The organism is Pseudomonas sp. B34(2017) (assembly GCF_002112915.1).
GTDB lineage: Bacteria > Pseudomonadota > Gammaproteobacteria > Pseudomonadales > Pseudomonadaceae > Aquipseudomonas > Aquipseudomonas pharyngis.
On the sequence record NZ_NEJA01000001.1, the window covers coordinates 939,455 to 959,535 of the forward strand.

Consider the following 20,081-nt stretch of genomic DNA (forward strand, 5'->3'; position numbering starts at 1 on the left):
TAAAAAACCACCTGACTATCCCTGAATAGTCGGGTGGTTTTCAGAGTTCAAATCGAATACTTCTGCAAATTCCCCATCATCTCCTTCAGCGCCTCAATGTTGTCCTTCGGATGCGCCGCCCCTTCGAAATCACAGATCTGCTGCCAGTGCGCCGCGACATCTTCCGGGGAAAATCCGACGCGAGGATCGAACCCGGCACCAAGGCTGCGTTCCCAACGCACCTTGCCCATCCAGCCGCCGCCGACTTCGAACAGGCCCGAGGTTTCCTGGCACTGCTCGCTGGCCAGGTACACCACCAACGGGCTGACCAGCTCCGGCTTGAGTTGTTCGAACACTTGCGGCGGGATCAGGCCTTCAGTCATGCGCGTACCGCCGGTGGGGGCAATGGCGTTGACCAGGATGTTGTTCTTGCGACCTTCGATGGCCAGGGTGCGGGTCAGGCCGTAGAGACCGAGTTTGGCCATGCCGTAGTTGGACTGGCCGAAGTTGCCGTAGATGCCCGAAGTCGATGCGGTGAAAATCACTCGCCCATAGTTCTGCTCACGCATGTGTGGCCACGCGGCGCGGGTCACCTTGTAGGCGCCTTCGACGTGGACGCGGTAGACCAGATCCCAGTCGGCGTCTTCCATTTTGTGGAAGGATTTGTCACGCAGGATCCCGGCGTTGTTGACCACCACATCGACGCGGCCGAACACATCGAGCGCGTTCTGCACCAGTTTGTCGCCGTCGGTGACCGAGTCATGGTTGGCTTCGGCGATGCCGCCGGCCTCGCGGATTTCCGCCACCACGCGATCAGCGGCCGAAGCGTTGGCGCCTTCACCCTGGGTCGAGCCGCCGAGGTCGTTGACCAGCACTTTGGCGCCCTGTCTGGCGAACAGCAAAGCATGAGCGCGTCCCAGGCCACCACCGGCTCCGGTGACGATCACGACTTTATCTTCGAAACGCACAGAATCATTCATCGGGGCAACTCCAGCAGGCCTGAGGGACAAGTGTCCCCGAGTGTCAGGCACAGGGCGTGCGGTCACAACGAACAGGCTGAGGCTGAATGGTGCGCGATAAGGCTGGGGGATGATGAAACGTGCCGAGGCGTCAGGCGCCTCGGGCACCAAGTCAGGAGCACGCCACCTTGCGCGGCGGCAACACGAAGTGATCGCGAAATTCGAGGTAGTGCTTGAGCACCTGCACCGGCGCTTCGCTTTGCGGGTAATGGCCGATGCCTGGCAACAACACGGTGTCGGCGTCGGGGATCAGCTCGCGATAACGCTCGATCATGTGCGCCCCGGAGATCGGATCGACTTCGCCATCGATCACCCGCAGCGGCACCTCGCCGCGCTGCATCGCCGCGACCCAGCGGTTACGCTGGACCCGGCGCTCGGGAATGTAGTGAATCAGCTTGTGCATGACGCGTTGCCCGCGATTGCATTCGATCAGACTCCAGAAATCATCCATTTCGCTCTCGCTGGGCCGGGTGTCCGGGCCGAAAATCTGCTGGAAGCTCTTGACCAGCGCATCACGGGAGAAGGCCCGGCCGATCATCCAGCCCAATGGGCTGAGCAGCAGTTTTTGCGCCAGCAGCGGTCGATGGGTTTCCGGGAACAGACCACCGTTGAGAAACACGCAACTGGCGACCTCGATCAGATCTTCGTAATGCCGGGCCAGCAACTCCTGGGCAACACTGTCACCGTAGTCGTGGGCCAGAATGTGCACTGGTTGTTCGATCTGCAGATGCGCCAGCAAGGCCTGTTGCAGATCGGCCTGTTCCAGCAGGCTATAGGTGTGATTGAGCGGTTTGGCCGAGTCGCCGAAGCCGAGCATGTCGCAGGCAATCACCCGGTAGCGCTGGGACAGCGGCTGCCACAGGTAATGCCAGTCCCAACTGGCCGTCGGAAAGCCATGGATCAGCAGCAGCGGTTCGCCCTGCCCGGCCGTCCAGTAACGGATCGGCTGACCACGGAAGACAAACGTCTGGCCGCGTTTGCGCCAGACACTCAGAGGGATCTCGGCGAGAGGCATTAGAGTCTATACCCCGGGTCTTGTTTATCGAGTTTGCGCAGCAGCGCCGGCCAGGCCAGCGCGCCACCCATGCCTTGAGCACTTTTGGTGACGCCGGCAATCATCGCTTTGGCGCCTGCCAGAATCTGCGGTTCGATGGCGATCAGTTCGGCACCGCCGGTCTGCGCCATGACCTGGATGTCGCAGGCGCGCTGGAAGGTGAACATCATCAGGAACGTGTCGGCGATGGTGCCGCCGCAGGTCAGCAGACCGTGGTTGTGCAGCATCAGGAAATTGTTGTCACCGAGATCCGCCTGCAACCGCGCTTTCTCTTCATGGTTGAGCGCCACACCCTCGTAGGCGTGAAAGGCCAGGCTCGACAGCACGAACAACGATTGCTGGCTGATCGGCAACACGCCCTGCTTCTGCGCCGACACCGCAACACCGGAGGCGGTGTGGGTGTGCAGCACGCAGGCCACGTCGTGCCGCACTTCGTGCACGGCACTGTGGATGGTGTAGCCGGCGGGATTGATTTCGTAGGGGCTGTCCATGAGCTTGTTACCGGCCTGGTCGACCTTCACCAGACTGGACGCGGTGATCTCATGGAACATCAGGCCGAACGGGTTGATCAGGAAATCTTCGGTGCCGGGCACCTTGGCGGAAATGTGGGTGAAGATCAGATCGTCCCAGCCATGCAGCGCGACCAGACGATAACAGGCGGCCAGATCGACCCGGGTCTGCCATTCCGCGGCACTGACCTGATCTTTGACATTCACGGACGAAGGGACGGGGGCTACGCTCACTGTATGCACCTCTGCGTTCTTATTGTTTTTGCGTGTGTCAGCAGTCTAGTCAGCCCCGGACGGTCGCGTAGTTGCATTGGCAGCCAGCTTGATGACTGAACGAGTCAGCGACGCAAACAGCTTGGATCCATGTCAAAGCAACGACGCCAACAAAGGCGCGGCGAACAGATTGAGCAGCCCCGTCAGTACCATCACCAGCCCCGCCACCGAGCCCTCTTCACCACCCACTTCATGGGCGCGACTGACACCCGCGCCATGAGCCCCCACGGCAAACAACGCTCCACGAGCCAAGGCACTGCGCAACGGCAGCCACTTGAGCAGCACACCGCCGAGCATGGCGCCGATCACCCCCGTGAACATCACAAATACGGCCGTCAGTTCCGGTACACCACCCAGGTCCTGCGCCAGCGGCATGGCGAACGGTGTGGTGATCGAGCGCGGCACCAGCGACAGCGTCACCGAACTGTCCAGCGCCAGCGCTTTCGCCAGGCCGAACGAGGTGGCGATCGACGCAGCGCTGCCGGCCAGAATGCCCAGCAGCAACGCCGACCAATGCCGCACCAGCAGGCGTCGCTGTTGCCAGATCGGCACCGCAAACGCCACGGTGACCGGCCCGAGCACCAGCATCAGCCAATGGGTGTTGCTGGAGTACTCGGCGTAAGCGGTGTGCAGCGGCACGGCAAGCGCCAGCAGCAACGCAGGGACCAGAATCAGTGGGGACAGCACGTAGCGCCCGGTCCGGCGATACAGCCAGCGACTGAACAGATAAGCCAGCAAGGTGAACGCCAGCCAGAACATCGGCATCAGCTCAAGCTTCATGGGACCGCCTCAGGCGAACGGCCAGCTCCACGGTGAACGCGGTCACCAGCATCACCATCAGCGTACTGGCTGCGATCACCAACAAGATCCGCCAGCCGTCATCGCGCAACAATGCGCCGTAATCCAGCAGGCTCATCAGCGCCGGAATGAAGAACAGCAGCATCTCGGCCATCAACAAGCCTGCGCCCATTTGCAGCGCCGCCGGTTTGACCCAGCCGAACGCAAAACCCAGCAGCAACAGCGCCATGCCGATCACGCCGCCGGGAATCGGCCAGGCCAGCCACGCTGCGATCTGGCAGCCGAGCAGGTAAAGAGCAAGCAGCACGGCCAGTTCGGCCAGCAGGCGAGAGAGGTATTTGAGGGTCGAGGCTTTCATCGATGGGCTCCTTTCAGGTGGCTATCTTACGAACCCGGCTACCATCTCCGAAGCGAATTGTTAGACTCAAAGCCATTCCAATCTGGAATCATGCCATGGAATTCAAGCAACTCAGAAGTTTCGTCGAAGTCATGCATCAGGGCGGTTTCACTCAAGCTGCAAAAACCCTGCACATCAGTCAGTCCGCTGTGAGCAAGCAAATCGCCCAGCTCGAACAGAGCCTCGGCACGCCTTTGCTTGAACGACTCGGCTCGCAGATACGCCTGACCGCCGCCGGCAGCGTGGTGCTGCACCGGGCCGAAGGCATGCTGCGGTTGCGCGATGAATTGCTCAGCGAACTGGATGACCTCAGTCATCTCGCGCGCGGCGAGTTACGTCTCGGGTTGCCATTGCTGGGCAGCGATGCGTTGTTTGCCGGTCTGTTCGCCGAATACCGACGGCGCTACCCGAACATCAATGTGCAATTGCTTGAAGGCGGCAGCCGTAACATCGAACAGGCGGTGCTCAGCGGGGAGCTGGAGTTGGGTGGCAGTCTGCTGCCGAAGGATCCGCAATTCGACTTTCAGCCATTCTGCGATGAACCGCTGGATGCGCTGCTGCCTGTGGATCACCCACTGGCGGCAAAAGGTGAAATCGGTCTGGAGGAGCTGGCAGATACGCCGTTTCTTTTGTATCAGCGCAGTTTCGTGCTCAACGATCGTTTGCTCCAGGCGTGCCAGCAAATGGGCTTCACCCCGAGGGAAGGCGGACGCAGCGGGCAGGCGGATTTTCTCGCGGCGCTGGTCGCCGCCGGACAAGGTGTGGTGCTGCTGCCCAGCGTAGTGGCGCGGGGCCTGGTGCGGCCAGGCGTGGTGCGCCTGACCTTGAACGCGCCGGATTACTTGCGCTGGGACATCGCCTTCATCTGGCGCCGGGGCGCCTACCTGTCAAAGGCTGCACAGGCCTGGCTGGCGCTGCTGCGTGAGCGCGGGATCAGCCCTTGAGCGTGGCGATCAACTGTTCCAGCCAAGGCTCGGCGTCGGATTCCGGGGTAACGCTTTCGCTGGCGTCAATGCGCAGCATGTCCTGCACTTCGCGCACACCCAGCTCGCCGAACAATTCGCGCAATTGCTCGCCGCCGCCGCAGAAAGTGTCGCCGTAGCTGGCGTCGCCCAGTGCGATTACCCCGCCGGGCAAACCACGCCAGGCTGCCGGCAGTTGATCACGAATGGCCGAATACAACGGTTGCAGGTTGTCCGGCAGTTCGCCCATGCCGGTGGTCGAGGTCACGCCGAGCAAGGCTTCAGGGCCAAACGCCTGGAGATCGGCGAGGCTGGCGCGCGAGTTGTAGAAGGTTTCAAAACCGGCGGCGTTCAACAGGCTCTGAGCGTGGCGAGCGACTTCTTCGGCCGTGCCGTACACCGAGCCGGAGAGGATGGCGACTTTCATCAATCTGATCCTGAAACTGAAAAAAGAGCGGCGATAGTAACAGCCAGCGACGCCATGATGCGATTGGCTCTCGATAAGGGCTGCCGGCCAGTAGACAGCGCTGGACGATCTTCTAGAATGCCAGCCACTGACAACCTTGAAAGGATTCAAAGATGATCAATGCCAGCCTGCTGCAAATGGTGATCAACGCGTCGAACGACGGGATTGTGGTAGCAGAAAAAGAAGGCGATCAGGACAACATTCTGATCTACGTGAATCCGGCTTTCGAAAAACTGACCGGCTACACCAGCGAAGAAATTCTCTATCAGGACTGCCGTTTCCTGCAGGCCGGGGATCGCGACCAGGCCAGTCTGGAACTGATTCGCGATGTTTTGAAAAACGGTGGCTCATGCCGGGAAATCCTGCGCAATTACCGCAAGGACGGCACTCCCTTCTGGAACGAACTGTCTCTTTCGACGGTAAAAAATGCCGACGACGGGCAGACCTACTTTGTCGGCGTACAAAAGGACGTTACGGTTCAGGTCAAGGCGCAGCAGCGGGTGGCGCAACTGGAAGCCCAGGTTGCGGCACTGGAAGCAGAAATTGCTGCCTTGAAAGCGACGAACGGCGTAAACAAAACAGCGAACTAATTGTCATTAACTACAATCACCAATGACTTTGTAATTATTCATTTCGAGTTAGCCATGCAGCGTGACGCCCTCCTGACCCAGGATGAGCTGGATTTCATCCAGACCATGCAACACAACCCGCAACTCAATGTGCGGGATGCGACGTCGAGCCTGCTGGTCAACGGTGGTTCGCAGATCCGTGATCTGCTCACGCGCCTGGCGGCCCATGAGCAAGTCACCATCCAGGCCAACTTCGAAAATCAGCAGATGACCTTCCCGCTGCATCTGGTGGAAGACGAGTTCCACGCCCTGCATCTGCGTCTTGGGGTGCCGAGCATCTATGAAGACGGGCCGATGGTGCGTCCATGGCGCCTGACCCTGGAAGAGCCGGTGGCACTGGAAAATGCCAAGGGCCAGCCGGGCACTCTGTGGGTTCACGAGGTTTCGCACAAGGGTGTGCTGCTGGAAGTGCGCAACAAGACCAAGCCGCCGAAGCATTTTGCGTTGTGGTTCAGCCCGTCGGGCTATGAGCGGATTGCCCTGCGCGGGACCTTCGAGCGGGAAACCGAAAGCGGCTTTTATGCTTACGAGCTAAGCCAGAGCGATGCCGACGAAACCGAGCGCCTGCGCCAGTTCATCCTGCAACAGCATCGTCTGACCCACCCTGCCCTGCACACCTGATTCTCAGGTATCCAGCGTCCCCGCCAGAAACTGATTCATGCGCTGGCGCATGGTCGATCCTTCATTGCCCAGACAGCCGACCGATGATCCCGCCAGGCTGTCCTGCGCCAGGTCGGCAGCATCCCCCGCCAGCATCAACTGACAATCAAGACTCAACGCCAGACGATTCAGCCGACGCGGCAACTCGGGTGCCGGGGCGTGATTGGAAAACAGCACCAGCGCCTCGGGCTTGATCTTCTCGCACACCAGCGTCAGCTCATCGAACGGTTGACCGGTGGTTAGCACACGAACCCCCGCGTCATTGCCGCTGAGAAACAGCGCTGCCACCAACAACTCAAGCTCGCGGCACTGACCGGCCAGCGCGCTGACGATCACCTTGCGCGGCTGCGTGCCCCGCAGCACGACGATGCGCTGCAGCACCTTCGCCCGTAGAAAACCATCGAAGAACAGCCACTCACTGGTTTGTCCGAACGCATCCTGACGCTGCAGCATTTGCAGCCACAGCGGCATCAGGATGTCCTGAAACACCACGGGCAGAGCATAGGAGGAGAAAATCTGACCGTAGACGCGATCAAGCAACTGATCGTCGAACGAACTGACTGCCTGCCGGACCTGTTCCTGCCACTGGAGATAGTCCGCCTGCACCAGATCATCGGGAATGAAGTGGGCCAGCACTTTCATTGGCTCGGTCTTGGCCAGGATCTTGCCGACCTTGCTAACCGAAACGCCCCGATCGATCCAGTCGACGATGCTGCGAACGCGCTCGATATCGGTCATCGAATACAGACGATGCCCACTTTCGGTGCGTGTCGGCTGGATCAAACCATAGCGGCGCTCCCACGCGCGCAGCGTGACCGGGTTCACGCCGGTCAGACGCGCCACCTCGCGGATCGGGAACAACTCCTCGCGCTCCAGCGCAACAGGCGCCTGCAAAGCAGGGCGAACGTCTGTGATCACAGGCATTGGTGCGGACACATCCTTGTTGGCAAAGTTGGATCCATTCTACTCCTGATGCCCTATGAGGGTTCAAGCAATCAAATGGGACGAAAGTCTCTGGTTCGACACGAAAATGAGGAATAATCCTTGCTTGTCAAAAAACGCAGCCCTCTACCCCGGCGCTGCGTCAGGCGAAACTCCTACCCGGAGCGACGCACCTGCAATACGGAGATACACAATGTCTACTTCCCCCGTGACGCTGATGGTAGCGCGTCGTGTCGCCAATGGTCGTTATCAGGACCTGATCGCCTGGTTGCGAGAAGGCGAACAACTGGCCACCGACTTCCCCGGTTATCTCGGCTCCGGCGTACTGGCACCGCCTCCCGGCGACGATGAATTCCAGATCATTTTCCGCTTCGTCGACGAACAGACCCTGCACGCCTGGGAACACTCGGCATCGCGCACTGCATGGCTGGCCCGTGGCAGCGATCTGTTTGCCCACCCGACGGAACATCGGGTCAGCGGGATCGAAGGCTGGTTCGGTGCTGCCGGTCATCGCCCGCCGCGCTGGAAACAGGCCGTGGCGATCTGGCTGGCGTTCTTCCCGGTGTCGCTGCTGTTCAACTTCGTGCTGGGCCCGCTGCTCGCTGAAATGAGCCTGTTGCCGAGAGTCTTCATCAGCACGCTGTGTCTGACCCCGTTGATGGTCTATTTCTTCATTCCGCTGTCGACCCGCCTGCTGGCCGGCTGGCTCAACCCGGCGCCTGCACGCCCGCTGCCTGCCGCCCCCTCCACACAAAATCGCTGAAGCCGTCGCTCGCGTCGCTGTTATAGTTTTTGCTCTGACTTCGACGCGAGCCGTACATGACTTCCTCCACAGCTCCCTTCCTCATCACCGGCGCCGGCCAGCGGGTTGGCCTGCATTGTGCGCAGCGTCTGCTGGAAGACGGCCATCGGGTGATCTTTACCTATCGCAGCGAACGACCGGGGGTGAAGACGTTGCGGGATCTGGGCGCCCTCGGGTTGCATGCGGATTTTTCCAGTGAAGCTTCGATCCTCGCGTTCATCACCGAACTGAAGACTCACACCGACAGCCTGCGCGCCATCGTGCACAACGCCTCGGAGTGGCTGGCGGAAACCGACGACGGCGAAGCCGAAGCCTTCAGCCGCATGTTCAACATTCATATGCTGGCGCCCTACCTGATCAACCTGCATTGCGCCGAACTGCTGCAACGTTCGAGCCCTGCCGACATCATCCACATCAGCGATGACGTCACGCGCAAGGGCAGCAGCAAACACATCGGCTATTGCGCCAGCAAGGCCGGACTCGACAGTCTCACGTTGTCCTTCGCTGCGCGCTACGCGCCGTCAATCAAGGTCAACGGCATCGCGCCAGCCCTGCTATTGTTCAATCCCGACGACGACGCGGCGTACCGCGCCAAGGCGCTGGCCAAGTCCGCGCTGGGCATCGAACCCGGCAGCGAAGTGATTTATCAGAGCCTGCGTTATCTGCTCGACAACCCGTATGTCACCGGCACGACCCTGACCGTCAACGGCGGGCGGCACGTCAAGTAAAACGCCCCCCGCGAGGATGCTCCATGACCCGTTCCCTGCCCGAGAATTACCGCGAGATCCTGATCGGCCTGGGTGAAAACCCTGACCGCGAAGGACTGCTCGACACACCGGTGCGGGCGGCCAAGGCCATGCAGTATCTGTGTCACGGCTACGAACAGAGCGTTGAAGAGATCGTCAATGGCGCGTTGTTTGCCTCCGACACCGACGAAATGATCATCGTCGCCGACATCGAGCTCTATTCGTTGTGCGAACATCACCTGCTGCCCTTCATCGGCAAGGCCCATGTGGCTTATATTCCGACGGGCAAGGTGCTGGGGCTGTCGAAGATCGCACGGCTGGTGGACATGTTCGCCCGCCGCCTGCAGATCCAGGAAAACCTCACCCGCCAGATCGCCGAAGCGGTCCGGCAAGTCACCGATGCCGCCGGTGTCGCGGTGGTCATCGAAGCCCGGCACATGTGCATGATGATGCGCGGTGTCGAGAAACAGAATTCGACCATGAACACCTCGGTCATGCTCGGCGCCTTCCGCGAGTCGAGCAACACCCGCCAGGAGTTCCTGCAATTGATTGGACGGAGCAAGTAAATGCCACAACTTCAACCGGGAATGGCGCGCATCCGGGTCAAGGATCTGCGCCTGCGCACCTTTATCGGGATCAACGAGGACGAAATCCTCAACAAGCAGGATGTGCTGATCAACCTGACCATCCTGTATGCCGCGCAGGAAGCGGTGCGTGACAACGACATCGACCACGCGCTGAACTACCGCACCATCACCAAGGCGATCATCGCCCACGTGGAAGGCAACCGCTTCGCGCTGCTCGAACGCCTGACCCAAGAGCTGCTGGATCTGGTGATGGCCAACGAGTCGGTGCTGTATGCCGAGGTTGAAGTCGACAAGCCGCATGCCTTGCGTTTTGCCGAGTCGGTGTCAATCACGCTCGCGGCCAGCCGCTAAGCTTCAAGCCTCGAGCTTCAAGCGGTAAGCTAGGGGCACCCACCATCCAGAATCTTGCAGCTTGGAGCTTGCCGCTCTCAGCTGTCTCGAAGAGACTTCCATGACCGAACAACAACGCCTCGAACTCGAAGCCGCCGCCTTCCGCCGGCTGGTCGCCCACCTGGACAGCCGCAAGGACGTGCAGAACATTGACCTGATGAACCTCGCCGGGTTCTGCCGCAACTGCCTGTCCAAGTGGTACAAGGCCGAGGCCGACGAGCGCCGGATCGAGGTCAGCCTCGACGATGCCCGTGAAGTGGTTTACGGCATGCCGTACGCCGACTGGAAAGCCCAATATCAGCAAGAAGCCAGCGCCGAACAGCAAGCGGCGTTTGCCAAAGGAAAACCCAATGAGTGATCTGAACACCCTGCGCGCCAGCCTCAAGAGCGGCGAACACGTTTTTGCCGACACCCTGTCGTTCATCGCCGCCGGTTACGACTACCAGCCGCAGGCGTTCAACAATGGCGGCGTGGAAAACGCCGCCGGGCAGAACGAAGGTTCGTGCAAGACTTTGGGTCTGGCGCTGCTGGAAGGCTTGAGCGATGAAGAAGCGCTGCTGGCATTCGGCGAACACTACCGTTCGGTCGTGGCAACGCCTGAAGGCAGCGATCACGGCAATATCCGTGCGCTGATCCAGCACGGTCTGGCGGGCGTGAAATTCGAAGCGCAACCGCTGACCCGCCGCTGATTCCGAGCGAATCGCAGGCATGAAAAAACCGGCCAATTGGCCGGTTTTTTTCGTCAGATCGTTCCCATGCTCAGCGTGGGAATGCAGCCGGGGACGCTCCGCGTCCCAAGGACGCAGAGCGTCCAGATGAGGCATTCCCAAGCAGAGCGTGGGAACGATCATTGTCGTGTTGTCTGCGATCTTAGAACGAAGCGTTCTGCAGACCGTCCAGGTAACGCTCGGTGTCCAGTGCCGCCATACAGCCAGCGCCGGCCGAGGTGATGGCCTGACGGTAAACGTGGTCGGCCACGTCGCCGGCAGCGAAGATGCCTTCGACGCTGGTCGCGGTGGCGTTGCCTTCACGGCCGCCCTGAACCACGAGGTAGCCGTCCTTCAGCTCCAGCTGACCTTCGAACAGCGAGGTGTTCGGGGTGTGGCCGATCGCGATGAACACGCCGTCGACCTTGATTTCGTCGAAGCTGCCGTCGTTGTTCTTCAGACGTGCACCGGTCACACCCATGTTGTCGCCCAGCACTTCGTCCAGGGTCGCGTTCAGTTTCAGCTCGATCTTGCCTTCGGCCACACGGGCGTTGAGCTTGTCGATCAGGATCTTCTCGGCGCGGAAGGTTTCGCGACGGTGGATCAGGGTGACCTTGCTGGCGATGTTGGCCAGGTACAGGGCTTCTTCGACAGCGGTGTTGCCGCCACCGACAACGGCCACCGGCTTGTTGCGATAGAAGAAACCGTCGCAGGTCGCGCAGGCCGAAACGCCTTTACCCATGAACGCCTCTTCCGACGGCAGGCCCAGGTAACGAGCGCTGGCGCCGGTGGCGATGATCAGCGCGTCGCAGGTGTAGGTGCCGCTGTCGCCGGTCAGGCTGTATGGCTTGGAAGCAAAGTCCACGGCGTTGATGTGATCGAAGACGATCTCGGTTTCAAAACGCTCGGCGTGCTCGCGCATGCGCTCCATCAGCACCGGGCCGGTCAGACCATGGACGTCGCCCGGCCAGTTGTCGACTTCGGTGGTGGTGGTCAGTTGACCGCCGGCCTGCATGCCGGTGATCAGCAGCGGCTTGAGGTTGGCGCGGGCAGCGTAGACGGCAGCGCTGTAACCGGCAGGGCCGGAACCGAGGATGATCACTCGCGAATGACGGACTTCAGACATGAACCTGCTCCTGTTGACCGGCCAAGACACCTGGCCGGACGCCGGACTGCCGGCGGGAATAAAAAAGGACTGTGGATAACCTTGGGGAAGGCGTGAGCTCGACAGTCCTGTAAAAAGTTGGGTGCAGCGTATCGAGGGGGGCAAGATTAAGGAAATACGGTTTAACAATCCAGCTCATAGGTGGTCTCTATGCCGACACACTGACGAGATGGACGTCTTTGTTACAGTGAATGTCGATCCCCCTGCCGCGCTTTCACAGGTTCTGCAAAGTCGGTAAGGTCGGCGCGTTTTCCCTTGCTCGGAGCACCTTATGCCCGCCCCTGTTCTGTCCGGCCCGCAATACCTGCGCGAGGGCCTCAAACTGGTCTTGAGCCCGGGCCTGCGCCTGTTCGTGCTGCTGCCGCTGGCCATCAACCTGGTGCTGTTCGTCGGATTGATCTATCTGGCCGGTCACCAATTCAGCCTGTGGGTCGACACGCTGATGCCGTCGCTGCCCGAATGGCTGAGCTTTCTCAGTTACATCCTGTGGCCGCTGTTCGTGGTGCTGGTGGCGTTGATGGTGTTCTTCACCTTCACCATGCTGGCCAACGTGATCGCCGCCCCATTCAACGGTTTCCTCGCGGAAAAGGTTGAAGTGGTGGTACGCGGTACCGACGACTTTCCGGCCTTCAGCTGGGGTGAACTGATCGCCATGATCCCGCGCACCCTGGCCCGGGAAATGCGCAAGCTCGGTTACTTCCTGCCCCGGGCGATCGGCCTGTTCATCCTCTCGTTCATCCCGGTGGTGAACATCGTCGCCGCACCGCTGTGGCTGCTGTTCGGGGTGTGGATGATGGCGATCCAGTACATCGACTACCCGGCGGATAACCACAAGCTGGGCTGGAACGAGATGCTCGCCTGGCTGCGGCAGAAACGCTGGCAGAGCATGAGCTTCGGCGCAATCGTCTATCTGGTGTTGCTGATTCCGGTGGTCAACATCCTGATGATGCCGGCCGCCGTGGCTGGCGCGACACTGTTCTGGGTGCGTGAGCGCGGAGCCGAGAATCTGGTGACTCAACGCTAAGTCACAAATCCATCATCCGAACGTCACAACCACGACATGGCCTCAGCCGACACTGAGGCCATGACGACAGCTCTACATATCACCCTCATCAGCGAAACCTTCCCACCGGAAATCAACGGCGTGGCCAATACCCTTGGCCGCTTGTGCGACGGCTTGCGCGCACGCGGGCATCGGGTGGAACTGGTGCGACCGCGTCAGGCCGACGATCCGCAGCGAAGTGAAGATGACTCGCTGCTGCTGTGCCGAGGCTGGCCGTTGCCGGGTTATCCGGGGCTGCAATGGGGGCAGTCGTCGATGCACAAGTTGCTGCGGCGCTGGACGCGCCAGCGCCCGGACGTGCTCTATATCGCCACCGAAGGCCCGCTCGGGTTGTCGGCATTGCGCGCGGCACGGCGTCTGGGGATTGCCGTGGTCAGCGGCTTTCATACCAATTTCCAGCAGTACACCCACCAATATGGGCTGGGTTTGCTGACGCGCTTGCTCACCCACTATCTGCGCTGGTTTCACAATCGTTCGGCCCTGACCCTGGTGCCGAGCGTCAGCCAGCGCCTGGAACTGGAGCGCCGGCACTTCGAGCGCCTGGCGCTGCTGTCGCGAGGTGTCGACAGTCAGTTGTTTCACCCGGCCAAGCGCCTGAATGCCTTGCGTGAGCAATGGGGTCTTGGCGAGCAGGACATTGCGGTCATTCACGTAGGACGCCTGGCACCAGAGAAGAATCTGGGCCTGCTCAAGCGCAGTTTCGAAAAGCTCGCCGGCACTTATCCACAACGCAATCTGAAGCTGATCGTGGTCGGCGACGGGCCGCAACGAATGGCACTGGAAAATGAACTGCCCGAGGCAATTTTCTGCGGCTCGCAACGGGGCGAAGCGCTGGCGGCGCACTATGCATCAGGGGATGTGTTTTTGTTTCCGAGCCTGACCGAAACCTTCGGCAACGTCGTGCTGGAAGCGCTGGCCTCGGGCCTCGGGGTGGTGGCTTACGATCAGGCTGCGGCGGCCCAGCATATTCGCCATGGCTACAACGGCGTGCTGGCGATGCCCGGGGATGAAGAGGCGTTCTGCGAGGCAGCGGCGTGGCTGCTGGAAGAGGATGAACGGTTGCGCTGCGTACGCCTGAACGCACGCCAACACGCCAGCCGCCAGGGTTGGGCGGCTATCGTCGAACAGTTTGAAAACCATTTGTTGGGGGCTTGCCGCGACCTGCGCGACAAGCCTCCCACAACGATCAAACCAGCGTCATCAACGCCTCACGGCTGAACGGCAGAATGTCCTGCTCGCGGCCTTCGCGCACTTTCAGCGCCCAGTCCGGATCCACCAGCAGCGCACGCCCCACTGCCACCAGATCGAACTCGTCGTTGTTCAGACGCTCCAGCAGTTTTTCCAGACTGGCCGGTTGCGCGACCTTGTCGGTGTTGACCATGAACTGCAGGAACTCGCCGTCGAGGCCGACGCTGCCGACGGTGATGGTCGGTTTGCCGGTCAGCTTGCGTGTCCAGCCAGCCAGGTTCAGGTCGGAACCGTCGAATTCCGGCTCCCAGAAACGGCGCGTCGAGCAGTGGAAAATGTCCACGCCGGCGTCGGACAACGGCTTGAGGAACTCGCCCAGCGCTTCGGCGGTTTGCACCAGACGCGCGGTGTAGTCCTGCTGTTTCCACTGCGAGAAGCGGAAGATGATCGGGAAGCCTTCGCCCACCGCCTCACGTACGGCCTGAATCAGCTCGATGGCGAAACGCGAACGGTTGGCCAGGCTGCCACCGTATTCGTCGGTGCGCTGGTTGCTGCCCTCCCAGAAGAACTGGTCGATCAGGTAACCGTGGGCGCCGTGGATTTCCACGCCGTCCATGCCGATGCTCTGGGCATCTTTCGCCGCTTGGGCGAAGGCGGCGATCACGTCCTGAATGTCCTGTTTGGTCATGCCGTGTACGACGACCTGACCGTCCTTGAGTTTTTCCGACGGGCCATAACCCGGCACGCTCGCGTCCGGCTCGGTGCCCAGACGGCGCACATTGCCGACGTGCCACAGTTGCGGAACGATTTTGCCGCCTTCGGCGTGTACCGCTTCCACGACTTTTTTCCAACCGGCCAGCGCGGCTTCACCGTAGAAGTGCGGCACGTTCGGGTAACCGTTGGAAGCCTGATGGCCGACGGTAGTGCCTTCGGTGATGATCAGACCGACGCCGGCCGCCGCGCGGCGACGGTAGTACTCGATCACTTTGGAATTGGGGACGCCACCCGGGGAAAACGAACGGGTCATCGGTGCCATGACCACGCGGGTCGGCAGTTCGAGGGCACCGAGCTGGAACGGTTTGAACAGGGCTTGCACGGGCATGGGAGGCTCCACGAAAAGTTGATCGACGGGCATGCGATTCATATGACGGCGATAATATGTTTAGTTCCACCCAGCCGATAGCACTATTGATCTGAATGATTAAGGGTCAAAAGGCAGGCGAAAAAAATCGCAGCTCGATGGCTGCGATTTTTGTGCTTCAGCTCAGGGCTTTTTCAATCGCCGTGATCACCGAAGGATCATCCGGCGCCGTGCGCGGCGAGAATCGCGCCAGCACCCGACCGTCCTTGCCGAGCAGGAATTTCTCGAAATTCCAGGTGATGTCACCGGGAAACTCCGCGCCCTCGCCCGCCAGCAGACGGTACAGCTGATGGCGGTCGTGACCGTTGACTTCGAGCTTTTTCGACAATGGAAAACTCACGCCATAGTTGAGGCTGCAGAATTCCTGGATCTCCTGCTCACTGCCCGGTTCCTGGCCGGCAAACTGGTTGCACGGCAGGCCCAGCACACTGAAGCCTTTGCCTTTGTATTGCTGATAAAGGTTTTCCAGTGCCGCGTACTGTGGGGTCAAGCCGCATTTGGAGGCGACGTTGACCACCAGCACGACTTGGCCCTTGAAGGGTGCCAGCGGTAGCTCCTGGCCATCCAGGGCTGTCAACTTAAGGTCGTGAAAAGCACTCATGACGAACTCCAGATTCCCGTTTTCTACTCGAAACAGCCACTTGGCGAGACCACCAAGGACAGCCGCGGACTAAAAAGGCGCCCTCGGGCGCCTCTCCAGTACTCGAAAGCTTAGCGCAGAAAATCAGTGGTGATGGCCACCTTCGCCATGGACGTGACCATGAGCGATTTCTTCCTGGCTGGCATCACGGATGGCAACGACCTTCACTTTGAAGTTCAGGCGCTGACCGGCCAGCGGGTGGTTGCCGTCGACAGTGACGTCGTCGCCGTCCAGGTCACGAATGGTGACGATCTGCATCTGGCCGTCCGGCGCCGAAGCGTGGAACTGCATGCCGACTTCCAGCTCGTCAACGCCTTCGAACATGCTGCGGCTCAGGGTGCTGACCAGTTCGGCGGCGTATTCGCCGTAGGCATCTTCCGGCTCGACGGAAACGTCCAGCTCGTTGCCGACTTCTTTACCTTCCAGGGCTTTTTCCAGGCCCGGGATGATGTTGCCTGCGCCATGCAGGTAGACCAGCGGAGCGCCGCCGGCGGAGCTGTCGATGACCTCACCAGCGTCGTTGGTCAGGGTATAGTCGATGGAGACAGCCTTATTGGCGGCGATCAGCATGGGGCGAGACCTTTTGCATAAGAATGAAGAACGGACAAGTCTAAACAAGGATTTGCCCGAAAGCGAACAGAACCCGGACAGACGGGACGGATTGGCGCCCGTGACGGTCAGCGGATTCCATCAGGATGAGGACGGCCACTGGGTCGCCGAGCTCTCCTGCGGCCACACCCAGCACCTGCGCCACCTCCCGCCCTGGCAGTCCCGGGCGTGGGTGCTGGACGCCGCTCAACGTATTGAAAAAATAGGCCAACCCTTTGCTTGCGGTTGGTGCGCACAAGGCTCGGTTAGCGATAACCTTGGCGACTGAATTGCGGCAGATCGGCACACAGAGACGATCGCCATTGCCATGCACCCTTAGAGAATCCGCATGCAAACTTTTTTTATCGCGCCCACCGACTTTGGTGTGGGTCTGACCTCCATCAGCCTCGGGCTGGTGCGTACGCTGGAACGGGCCGGGCTGAAAGTCGGCTTCTTCAAACCGATCGCCCAGCCGCATCCGGGCGACACCGGCCCTGAGCGCTCCACCGAGCTGGTGGCCCGCACCCACGGCCTGAAACCGCCGCAGCCACTGGGCCTGGCCCACGTCGAGCGGATGCTCGGCGACGGCCAGCTCGACGAGTTGCTTGAAGAAATCATCACTCTCTACCAGCAGGCCGCCATCGGCAAAGACGTACTGGTCGTCGAAGGCATGGTGCCGACCCGCAGCGCCAGCTACGCCGCGCGGGTCAACCTGCACCTGGCCAAGAGCCTGGATGCCGAGGTGATTCTGGTCTCGGCCCCGGAAAACGAAGTGCTGACCGAGCTGTCCGGCCGCGTCGAGTTGCAGGCGCAGTTGTTCGGTGGGCCGAAAGACCCGAAAGTCCTCGGCGTGATCCTCAACAAGGTCAAGACCGACGAAAGCATGGACGCCTTCGCCGCGCGTCTGAAAGAGCATTCGCCATTGCTGCGCACGGGGGATTTCCGTCTGCTCGGCTGCATTCCGTTCCAGCCGGAACTCAACGCCCCGCGCACCCGCGACGTCGCCGACCTGATGGGCGCCCAGGTGCTCAACGCCGGCGACTACGAAACCCGGCGCATGACCAAGACCATCATTTGCGCCCGCACCATGCGCAACACCGTGGATCTGCTCAAGCCCGGCGTGCTGGTGGTGACCCCCGGCGATCGCGACGACATCATCCTCGCCGTCAGCCTCGCGGCCATCAACGGCGTACCGCTGGCCGGCCTGCTGCTGACCAGCGACACCCTGCCCGATCCGCGCATCATGGACCTGTGCCGTGGCGCGTTGCAGGCTGGCTTGCCGGTGCTGTCGGTGAGCACCGGCTCCTACGACACCGCCAACCTGCTCAACGGCCTGAACAAGGAAATCCCCGTCGATGACCGCGAACGTGCGGAGATCATTACCGACTTCGTCGCCAGTCACCTCGATGCCAACTGGCTGCACCAGCGCTGTGGCACGCCACGGGAAATGCGCCTGTCGCCGGCGGTGTTCCGCTATCAATTGATTCAACGCGCCCAGGCCGCCAACAAACGCATCGTCTTGCCCGAAGGCAGCGAGCCGTTCACCGTGCAAGCGGCGGCGATCTGTCAGGAACGCGGGATTGCCCGTTGCGTGCTGCTGGCCAAACCGGCGGACGTCGAAGCCGTCGCCCGGGCCCAGGGCATCGTGTTGCCGCCGGGGCTGGAAATTCTCGATCCGGACCTGATCCGTGAGCGCTACGTCGAACCGATGGTCGCCCTGCGCAAGAGCAAAAGCCTCAACGCGCCGATGGCCGAGCAGCAATTGGAAGACACCGTGGTGATCGGCACCATGATGCTGGCGCTGGATGAAGTCGACGGGCTGGTTTCCGGCGTCATCAACACCACCGCCAACACCATCCGCCCGGCCTTGCAGTTGATCAAGACGGCGCCGGGCTGCACGCTGGTGTCGTCGGTGTTCTTCATGCTGTTTCCCGAGGAAGTACTGGTCTACGGCGACTGCGTGATGAACCCGCACCCGAGCGCCAGCGAACTGGCGGAGATCGCCCTGCAAAGCGCCGACTCGGCCGCCGCCTTCGGCATCACCCCGCGCGTGGCGATGATCAGCTACTCCAGCGGCGAATCCGCCACCGGCGAAGAAGTCGAGAAAGTCCGCGAAGCCACCCTGCTCGCCCACGAACAACAGCACTCGCTGCTGATCGACGGTCCGTTGCAGTACGACGCCGCTGCCAACGAAACCGTGGCCCGGCAACTGGCGCCGAACAGCCAGGTGGCCGGTCGCGCCACGGTGTTCGTGTTCCCCGACCTGAACACCGGCAACACCACCCACAAAGCCGTGCAACGCAGCTCCGATTGCGTGAGCCTCGGCCCGATGCTGCAAGGCCTGCGCAAACCGGTGAACGATCTGCCGCGCGGCGCGCAGGTCGATGACATCGTCTACACCATCGCCCTGACCGCGATTCAGGCTGCCAACCGACCTCTGGATATCTGACCCGATGCTGGCTTTTCTCCCTGCCACCCTGCGCGGCGTAATCGCCGCGCTGCTGCTGGCGCTGAACACGATTCTGCTGTGCTCGTTCCTGTTTCTCGTGGCACTGATCAAAGTGCTGCCGTTCGACCTCGCACGCCGCGCCTCACGCTGGCTGATGAGCCACACCCACGAAGCCTGGATCAGCAACAACAAAGGCTGGATGAACCTGGTGCGCCGCACCCGCTGGCACCTCAGCGGTCTGCAAGGTCTGGACTACCAGCACTCGTACCTGATCACCAGCAACCACCAGAGCTGGGTCGACATCCTGGTGCTGCAATACGTGCTCAACCGGCGCATCCAGCCGTTGAAGTTCTTTCTCAAGCAGGAACTGATCTGGGTCCCGGTCATCGGCCTGGCGTGGTGGACACTGGGCTTCCCGTTCATGAAGCGCTATTCAAAAGCCTATCTGCAGAAGCACCCGGAAAAGAAAGGCAAAGACCTCGAAACCACCCGCAAGACCTGCGCGAAATTCCGCGACAATCCGGTAGGCATCTTCAACTTCGTCGAGGGCACACGCTTTACCGAAGGCAAGCATGCGCAGCAGCAATCACCGTTCAAATACCTGCTCAAGCCCAAGGCCGGCGGCATCGCATTCGTGCTGGATGCGATGGGCGAACAGTTGGAATCGATCGTCAACGTCACCATCCACTACCCGGGCGGACGCCCTGGCTTCTGGGATCTGCTGTGCGGCAACGTCCGAGACGTAGTGGTGCACTTCGAAGAACTGAAAATCCCACCGCAGTTCATCGGCAAAAACTACGACCAGGACGGCGAATACCGCCTGCAATTCCAGGGCTGGATCAACCAGCTGTGGCAAGACAAGGATGCGTTGCTCGAACAGATGCACCGCGAGTATCCGGATCGCCGCTAATCGATCGTTCGCACCTT

25 protein-coding genes are annotated in these 20,081 nt (G+C 61.0%); 14 read left to right on the forward strand and 11 right to left on the reverse strand.

Translation table 11 applies throughout. The features are described 5' to 3' along the window. Positions 1–47: 47 nt before the first annotated feature. The 5 genes from CAF80_RS04480 to CAF80_RS04500 all read right to left on the reverse strand — a co-directional run bounded on the left by CAF80_RS04480 (position 48) and on the right by CAF80_RS04500 (position 3,990). A complete protein-coding gene (locus CAF80_RS04480; RefSeq protein WP_085666891.1) occupies positions 48–959 on the reverse strand; it encodes an SDR family oxidoreductase in 912 nt (303 codons plus the stop codon). A 151-nt stretch (positions 960–1,110) separates the two neighbouring features. Further along, positions 1,111–2,013 carry an alpha/beta fold hydrolase gene (locus CAF80_RS04485; RefSeq protein ID WP_039769361.1) on the reverse strand — a complete coding sequence of 301 codons (903 nt, stop codon included), beginning with the start codon at positions 2,011–2,013 and terminating at the stop codon, positions 1,111–1,113. Then, complete coding sequence (locus CAF80_RS04490) at positions 2,013–2,795, reverse strand: class II aldolase/adducin family protein (RefSeq protein ID WP_039769359.1); 783 nt, start codon at positions 2,793–2,795, stop codon at positions 2,013–2,015. The genes CAF80_RS04485 and CAF80_RS04490 overlap by 1 nt, the downstream gene beginning before the upstream one ends. A 132-nt stretch (positions 2,796–2,927) precedes the next feature. Continuing rightward, positions 2,928–3,614, reverse strand: coding sequence for an LrgB family protein (locus tag CAF80_RS04495; protein ID WP_039769357.1), 687 nt, complete (start codon positions 3,612–3,614; stop codon positions 2,928–2,930). Continuing rightward, the gene (locus tag CAF80_RS04500) at positions 3,604–3,990 is read right to left on the reverse strand and encodes a CidA/LrgA family protein (RefSeq protein WP_074691777.1); all 387 of its coding nucleotides are present in this window, start codon (positions 3,988–3,990) and stop codon (positions 3,604–3,606) included. Before CAF80_RS04500 ends, CAF80_RS04495 begins: the two co-directional genes overlap by 11 nt. A gap of 95 nt (positions 3,991–4,085) precedes the next feature. On the opposite strand from CAF80_RS04500, the gene CAF80_RS04505 reads away from it, so the two are divergent. After that, complete coding sequence (locus tag CAF80_RS04505) at positions 4,086–4,973, forward strand: LysR family transcriptional regulator (RefSeq protein ID WP_074691780.1); 888 nt, start codon at positions 4,086–4,088, stop codon at positions 4,971–4,973. On the opposite strand, the gene CAF80_RS04510 is transcribed toward CAF80_RS04505, so the two are convergent. Beyond that, entirely contained in the window at positions 4,963–5,418 is a 456-nt protein-coding gene (locus CAF80_RS04510) for a flavodoxin (RefSeq protein WP_039769351.1), read from the reverse strand. The two genes, CAF80_RS04505 and CAF80_RS04510, sit on opposite strands and share 11 nt — an antisense overlap. 152 nt (positions 5,419–5,570) lie before the next feature. Between CAF80_RS04510 and CAF80_RS04515 the strand changes: the two genes are divergently transcribed. Beyond that, positions 5,571–6,047 (forward strand): PAS domain-containing protein, encoded by a 477-nt coding sequence (locus CAF80_RS04515; RefSeq protein ID WP_039769349.1) that lies wholly within the window; start codon positions 5,571–5,573, stop codon positions 6,045–6,047. 54 nt (positions 6,048–6,101) lie between these two features. Continuing rightward, a complete protein-coding gene (locus tag CAF80_RS04520; protein ID WP_039769347.1) occupies positions 6,102–6,707 on the forward strand; it encodes a hypothetical protein in 606 nt (201 codons plus the stop codon). A 3-nt stretch (positions 6,708–6,710) separates the two neighbouring features. Here CAF80_RS04520 and CAF80_RS04525 read toward each other — a convergent pair whose 3' ends face one another. Continuing rightward, a complete protein-coding gene (locus CAF80_RS04525; protein ID WP_074691783.1) occupies positions 6,711–7,670 on the reverse strand; it encodes a MerR family transcriptional regulator in 960 nt (319 codons plus the stop codon). A gap of 211 nt (positions 7,671–7,881) precedes the next feature. On the opposite strand from CAF80_RS04525, the gene CAF80_RS04530 reads away from it, so the two are divergent. The 6 genes from CAF80_RS04530 to CAF80_RS04555 all read left to right on the forward strand — a co-directional run bounded on the left by CAF80_RS04530 (position 7,882) and on the right by CAF80_RS04555 (position 10,902). After that, positions 7,882–8,451, forward strand: coding sequence for an antibiotic biosynthesis monooxygenase (locus CAF80_RS04530; protein WP_011332499.1), 570 nt, complete (start codon positions 7,882–7,884; stop codon positions 8,449–8,451). Between the two features lie 56 nt (positions 8,452–8,507). Next, the gene (gene folM / locus CAF80_RS04535; RefSeq protein ID WP_039769343.1) at positions 8,508–9,218 is read left to right on the forward strand and encodes a dihydromonapterin reductase; all 711 of its coding nucleotides are present in this window, start codon (positions 8,508–8,510) and stop codon (positions 9,216–9,218) included. A 23-nt stretch (positions 9,219–9,241) separates the two neighbouring features. Beyond that, entirely contained in the window at positions 9,242–9,802 is a 561-nt protein-coding gene (gene folE / locus CAF80_RS04540) for a GTP cyclohydrolase I FolE (protein WP_039769341.1), read from the forward strand. After that, on the forward strand, positions 9,803–10,174 hold the full coding sequence (folX, locus tag CAF80_RS04545) for a dihydroneopterin triphosphate 2'-epimerase (RefSeq protein WP_007957207.1): 372 nt from the start codon (positions 9,803–9,805) through the stop codon (positions 10,172–10,174). It abuts the gene before it with no gap. 100 nt (positions 10,175–10,274) lie between these two features. Further along, positions 10,275–10,571: a DUF1244 domain-containing protein gene (locus CAF80_RS04550; RefSeq protein WP_007957206.1), complete on the forward strand. Its 297-nt coding sequence runs from the start codon at positions 10,275–10,277 to the stop codon at positions 10,569–10,571. Further along, positions 10,564–10,902, forward strand: a complete 339-nt coding sequence (locus CAF80_RS04555) for a HopJ type III effector protein (protein ID WP_011332495.1) — start codon at positions 10,564–10,566, stop codon at positions 10,900–10,902. Before CAF80_RS04550 ends, CAF80_RS04555 begins: the two co-directional genes overlap by 8 nt. A gap of 181 nt (positions 10,903–11,083) precedes the next feature. Here CAF80_RS04555 and trxB read toward each other — a convergent pair whose 3' ends face one another. Continuing rightward, entirely contained in the window at positions 11,084–12,046 is a 963-nt protein-coding gene (gene trxB / locus CAF80_RS04560; protein ID WP_039769336.1) for a thioredoxin-disulfide reductase, read from the reverse strand. Between the two features lie 310 nt (positions 12,047–12,356). On the opposite strand from trxB, the gene cysZ reads away from it, so the two are divergent. Next, positions 12,357–13,109, forward strand: a complete 753-nt coding sequence (gene cysZ / locus CAF80_RS04570) for a sulfate transporter CysZ (protein ID WP_074691786.1) — start codon at positions 12,357–12,359, stop codon at positions 13,107–13,109. A gap of 36 nt (positions 13,110–13,145) precedes the next feature. Beyond that, on the forward strand, positions 13,146–14,366 hold the full coding sequence (locus tag CAF80_RS04575; RefSeq protein ID WP_039769331.1) for a glycosyltransferase family 1 protein: 1,221 nt from the start codon (positions 13,146–13,148) through the stop codon (positions 14,364–14,366). Here the strand turns inward: CAF80_RS04575 and CAF80_RS04580 are convergent. The 3 genes from CAF80_RS04580 to CAF80_RS04590 form a co-directional block, all read right to left on the reverse strand. Further along, the gene (locus CAF80_RS04580) at positions 14,335–15,438 is read right to left on the reverse strand and encodes an NADH:flavin oxidoreductase (RefSeq protein WP_074691792.1); all 1,104 of its coding nucleotides are present in this window, start codon (positions 15,436–15,438) and stop codon (positions 14,335–14,337) included. The two genes, CAF80_RS04575 and CAF80_RS04580, sit on opposite strands and share 32 nt — an antisense overlap. A 157-nt stretch (positions 15,439–15,595) precedes the next feature. After that, positions 15,596–16,078 carry a glutathione peroxidase gene (locus CAF80_RS04585; RefSeq protein ID WP_007959082.1) on the reverse strand — a complete coding sequence of 161 codons (483 nt, stop codon included), beginning with the start codon at positions 16,076–16,078 and terminating at the stop codon, positions 15,596–15,598. Positions 16,079–16,201: 123 nt separating this feature from the next. Beyond that, the gene (locus tag CAF80_RS04590) at positions 16,202–16,687 is read right to left on the reverse strand and encodes a peptidylprolyl isomerase (RefSeq protein WP_007959084.1); all 486 of its coding nucleotides are present in this window, start codon (positions 16,685–16,687) and stop codon (positions 16,202–16,204) included. On the opposite strand from CAF80_RS04590, the gene CAF80_RS04595 reads away from it, so the two are divergent. The 3 genes from CAF80_RS04595 to CAF80_RS04605 are packed head-to-tail and all read left to right on the forward strand — an operon-like array spanning position 16,656 to position 20,064. Further along, on the forward strand, positions 16,656–16,994 hold the full coding sequence (locus tag CAF80_RS04595; RefSeq protein WP_039769326.1) for a DUF3565 domain-containing protein: 339 nt from the start codon (positions 16,656–16,658) through the stop codon (positions 16,992–16,994). The two genes, CAF80_RS04590 and CAF80_RS04595, sit on opposite strands and share 32 nt — an antisense overlap. Before the next feature lie 60 nt (positions 16,995–17,054). Beyond that, on the forward strand, positions 17,055–19,154 hold the full coding sequence (gene pta / locus CAF80_RS04600) for a phosphate acetyltransferase (RefSeq protein WP_085666892.1): 2,100 nt from the start codon (positions 17,055–17,057) through the stop codon (positions 19,152–19,154). A gap of 4 nt (positions 19,155–19,158) precedes the next feature. Further along, positions 19,159–20,064 (forward strand): acyltransferase, encoded by a 906-nt coding sequence (locus CAF80_RS04605; RefSeq protein ID WP_085666893.1) that lies wholly within the window; start codon positions 19,159–19,161, stop codon positions 20,062–20,064. Positions 20,065–20,081: the final 17 nt, after the last annotated feature.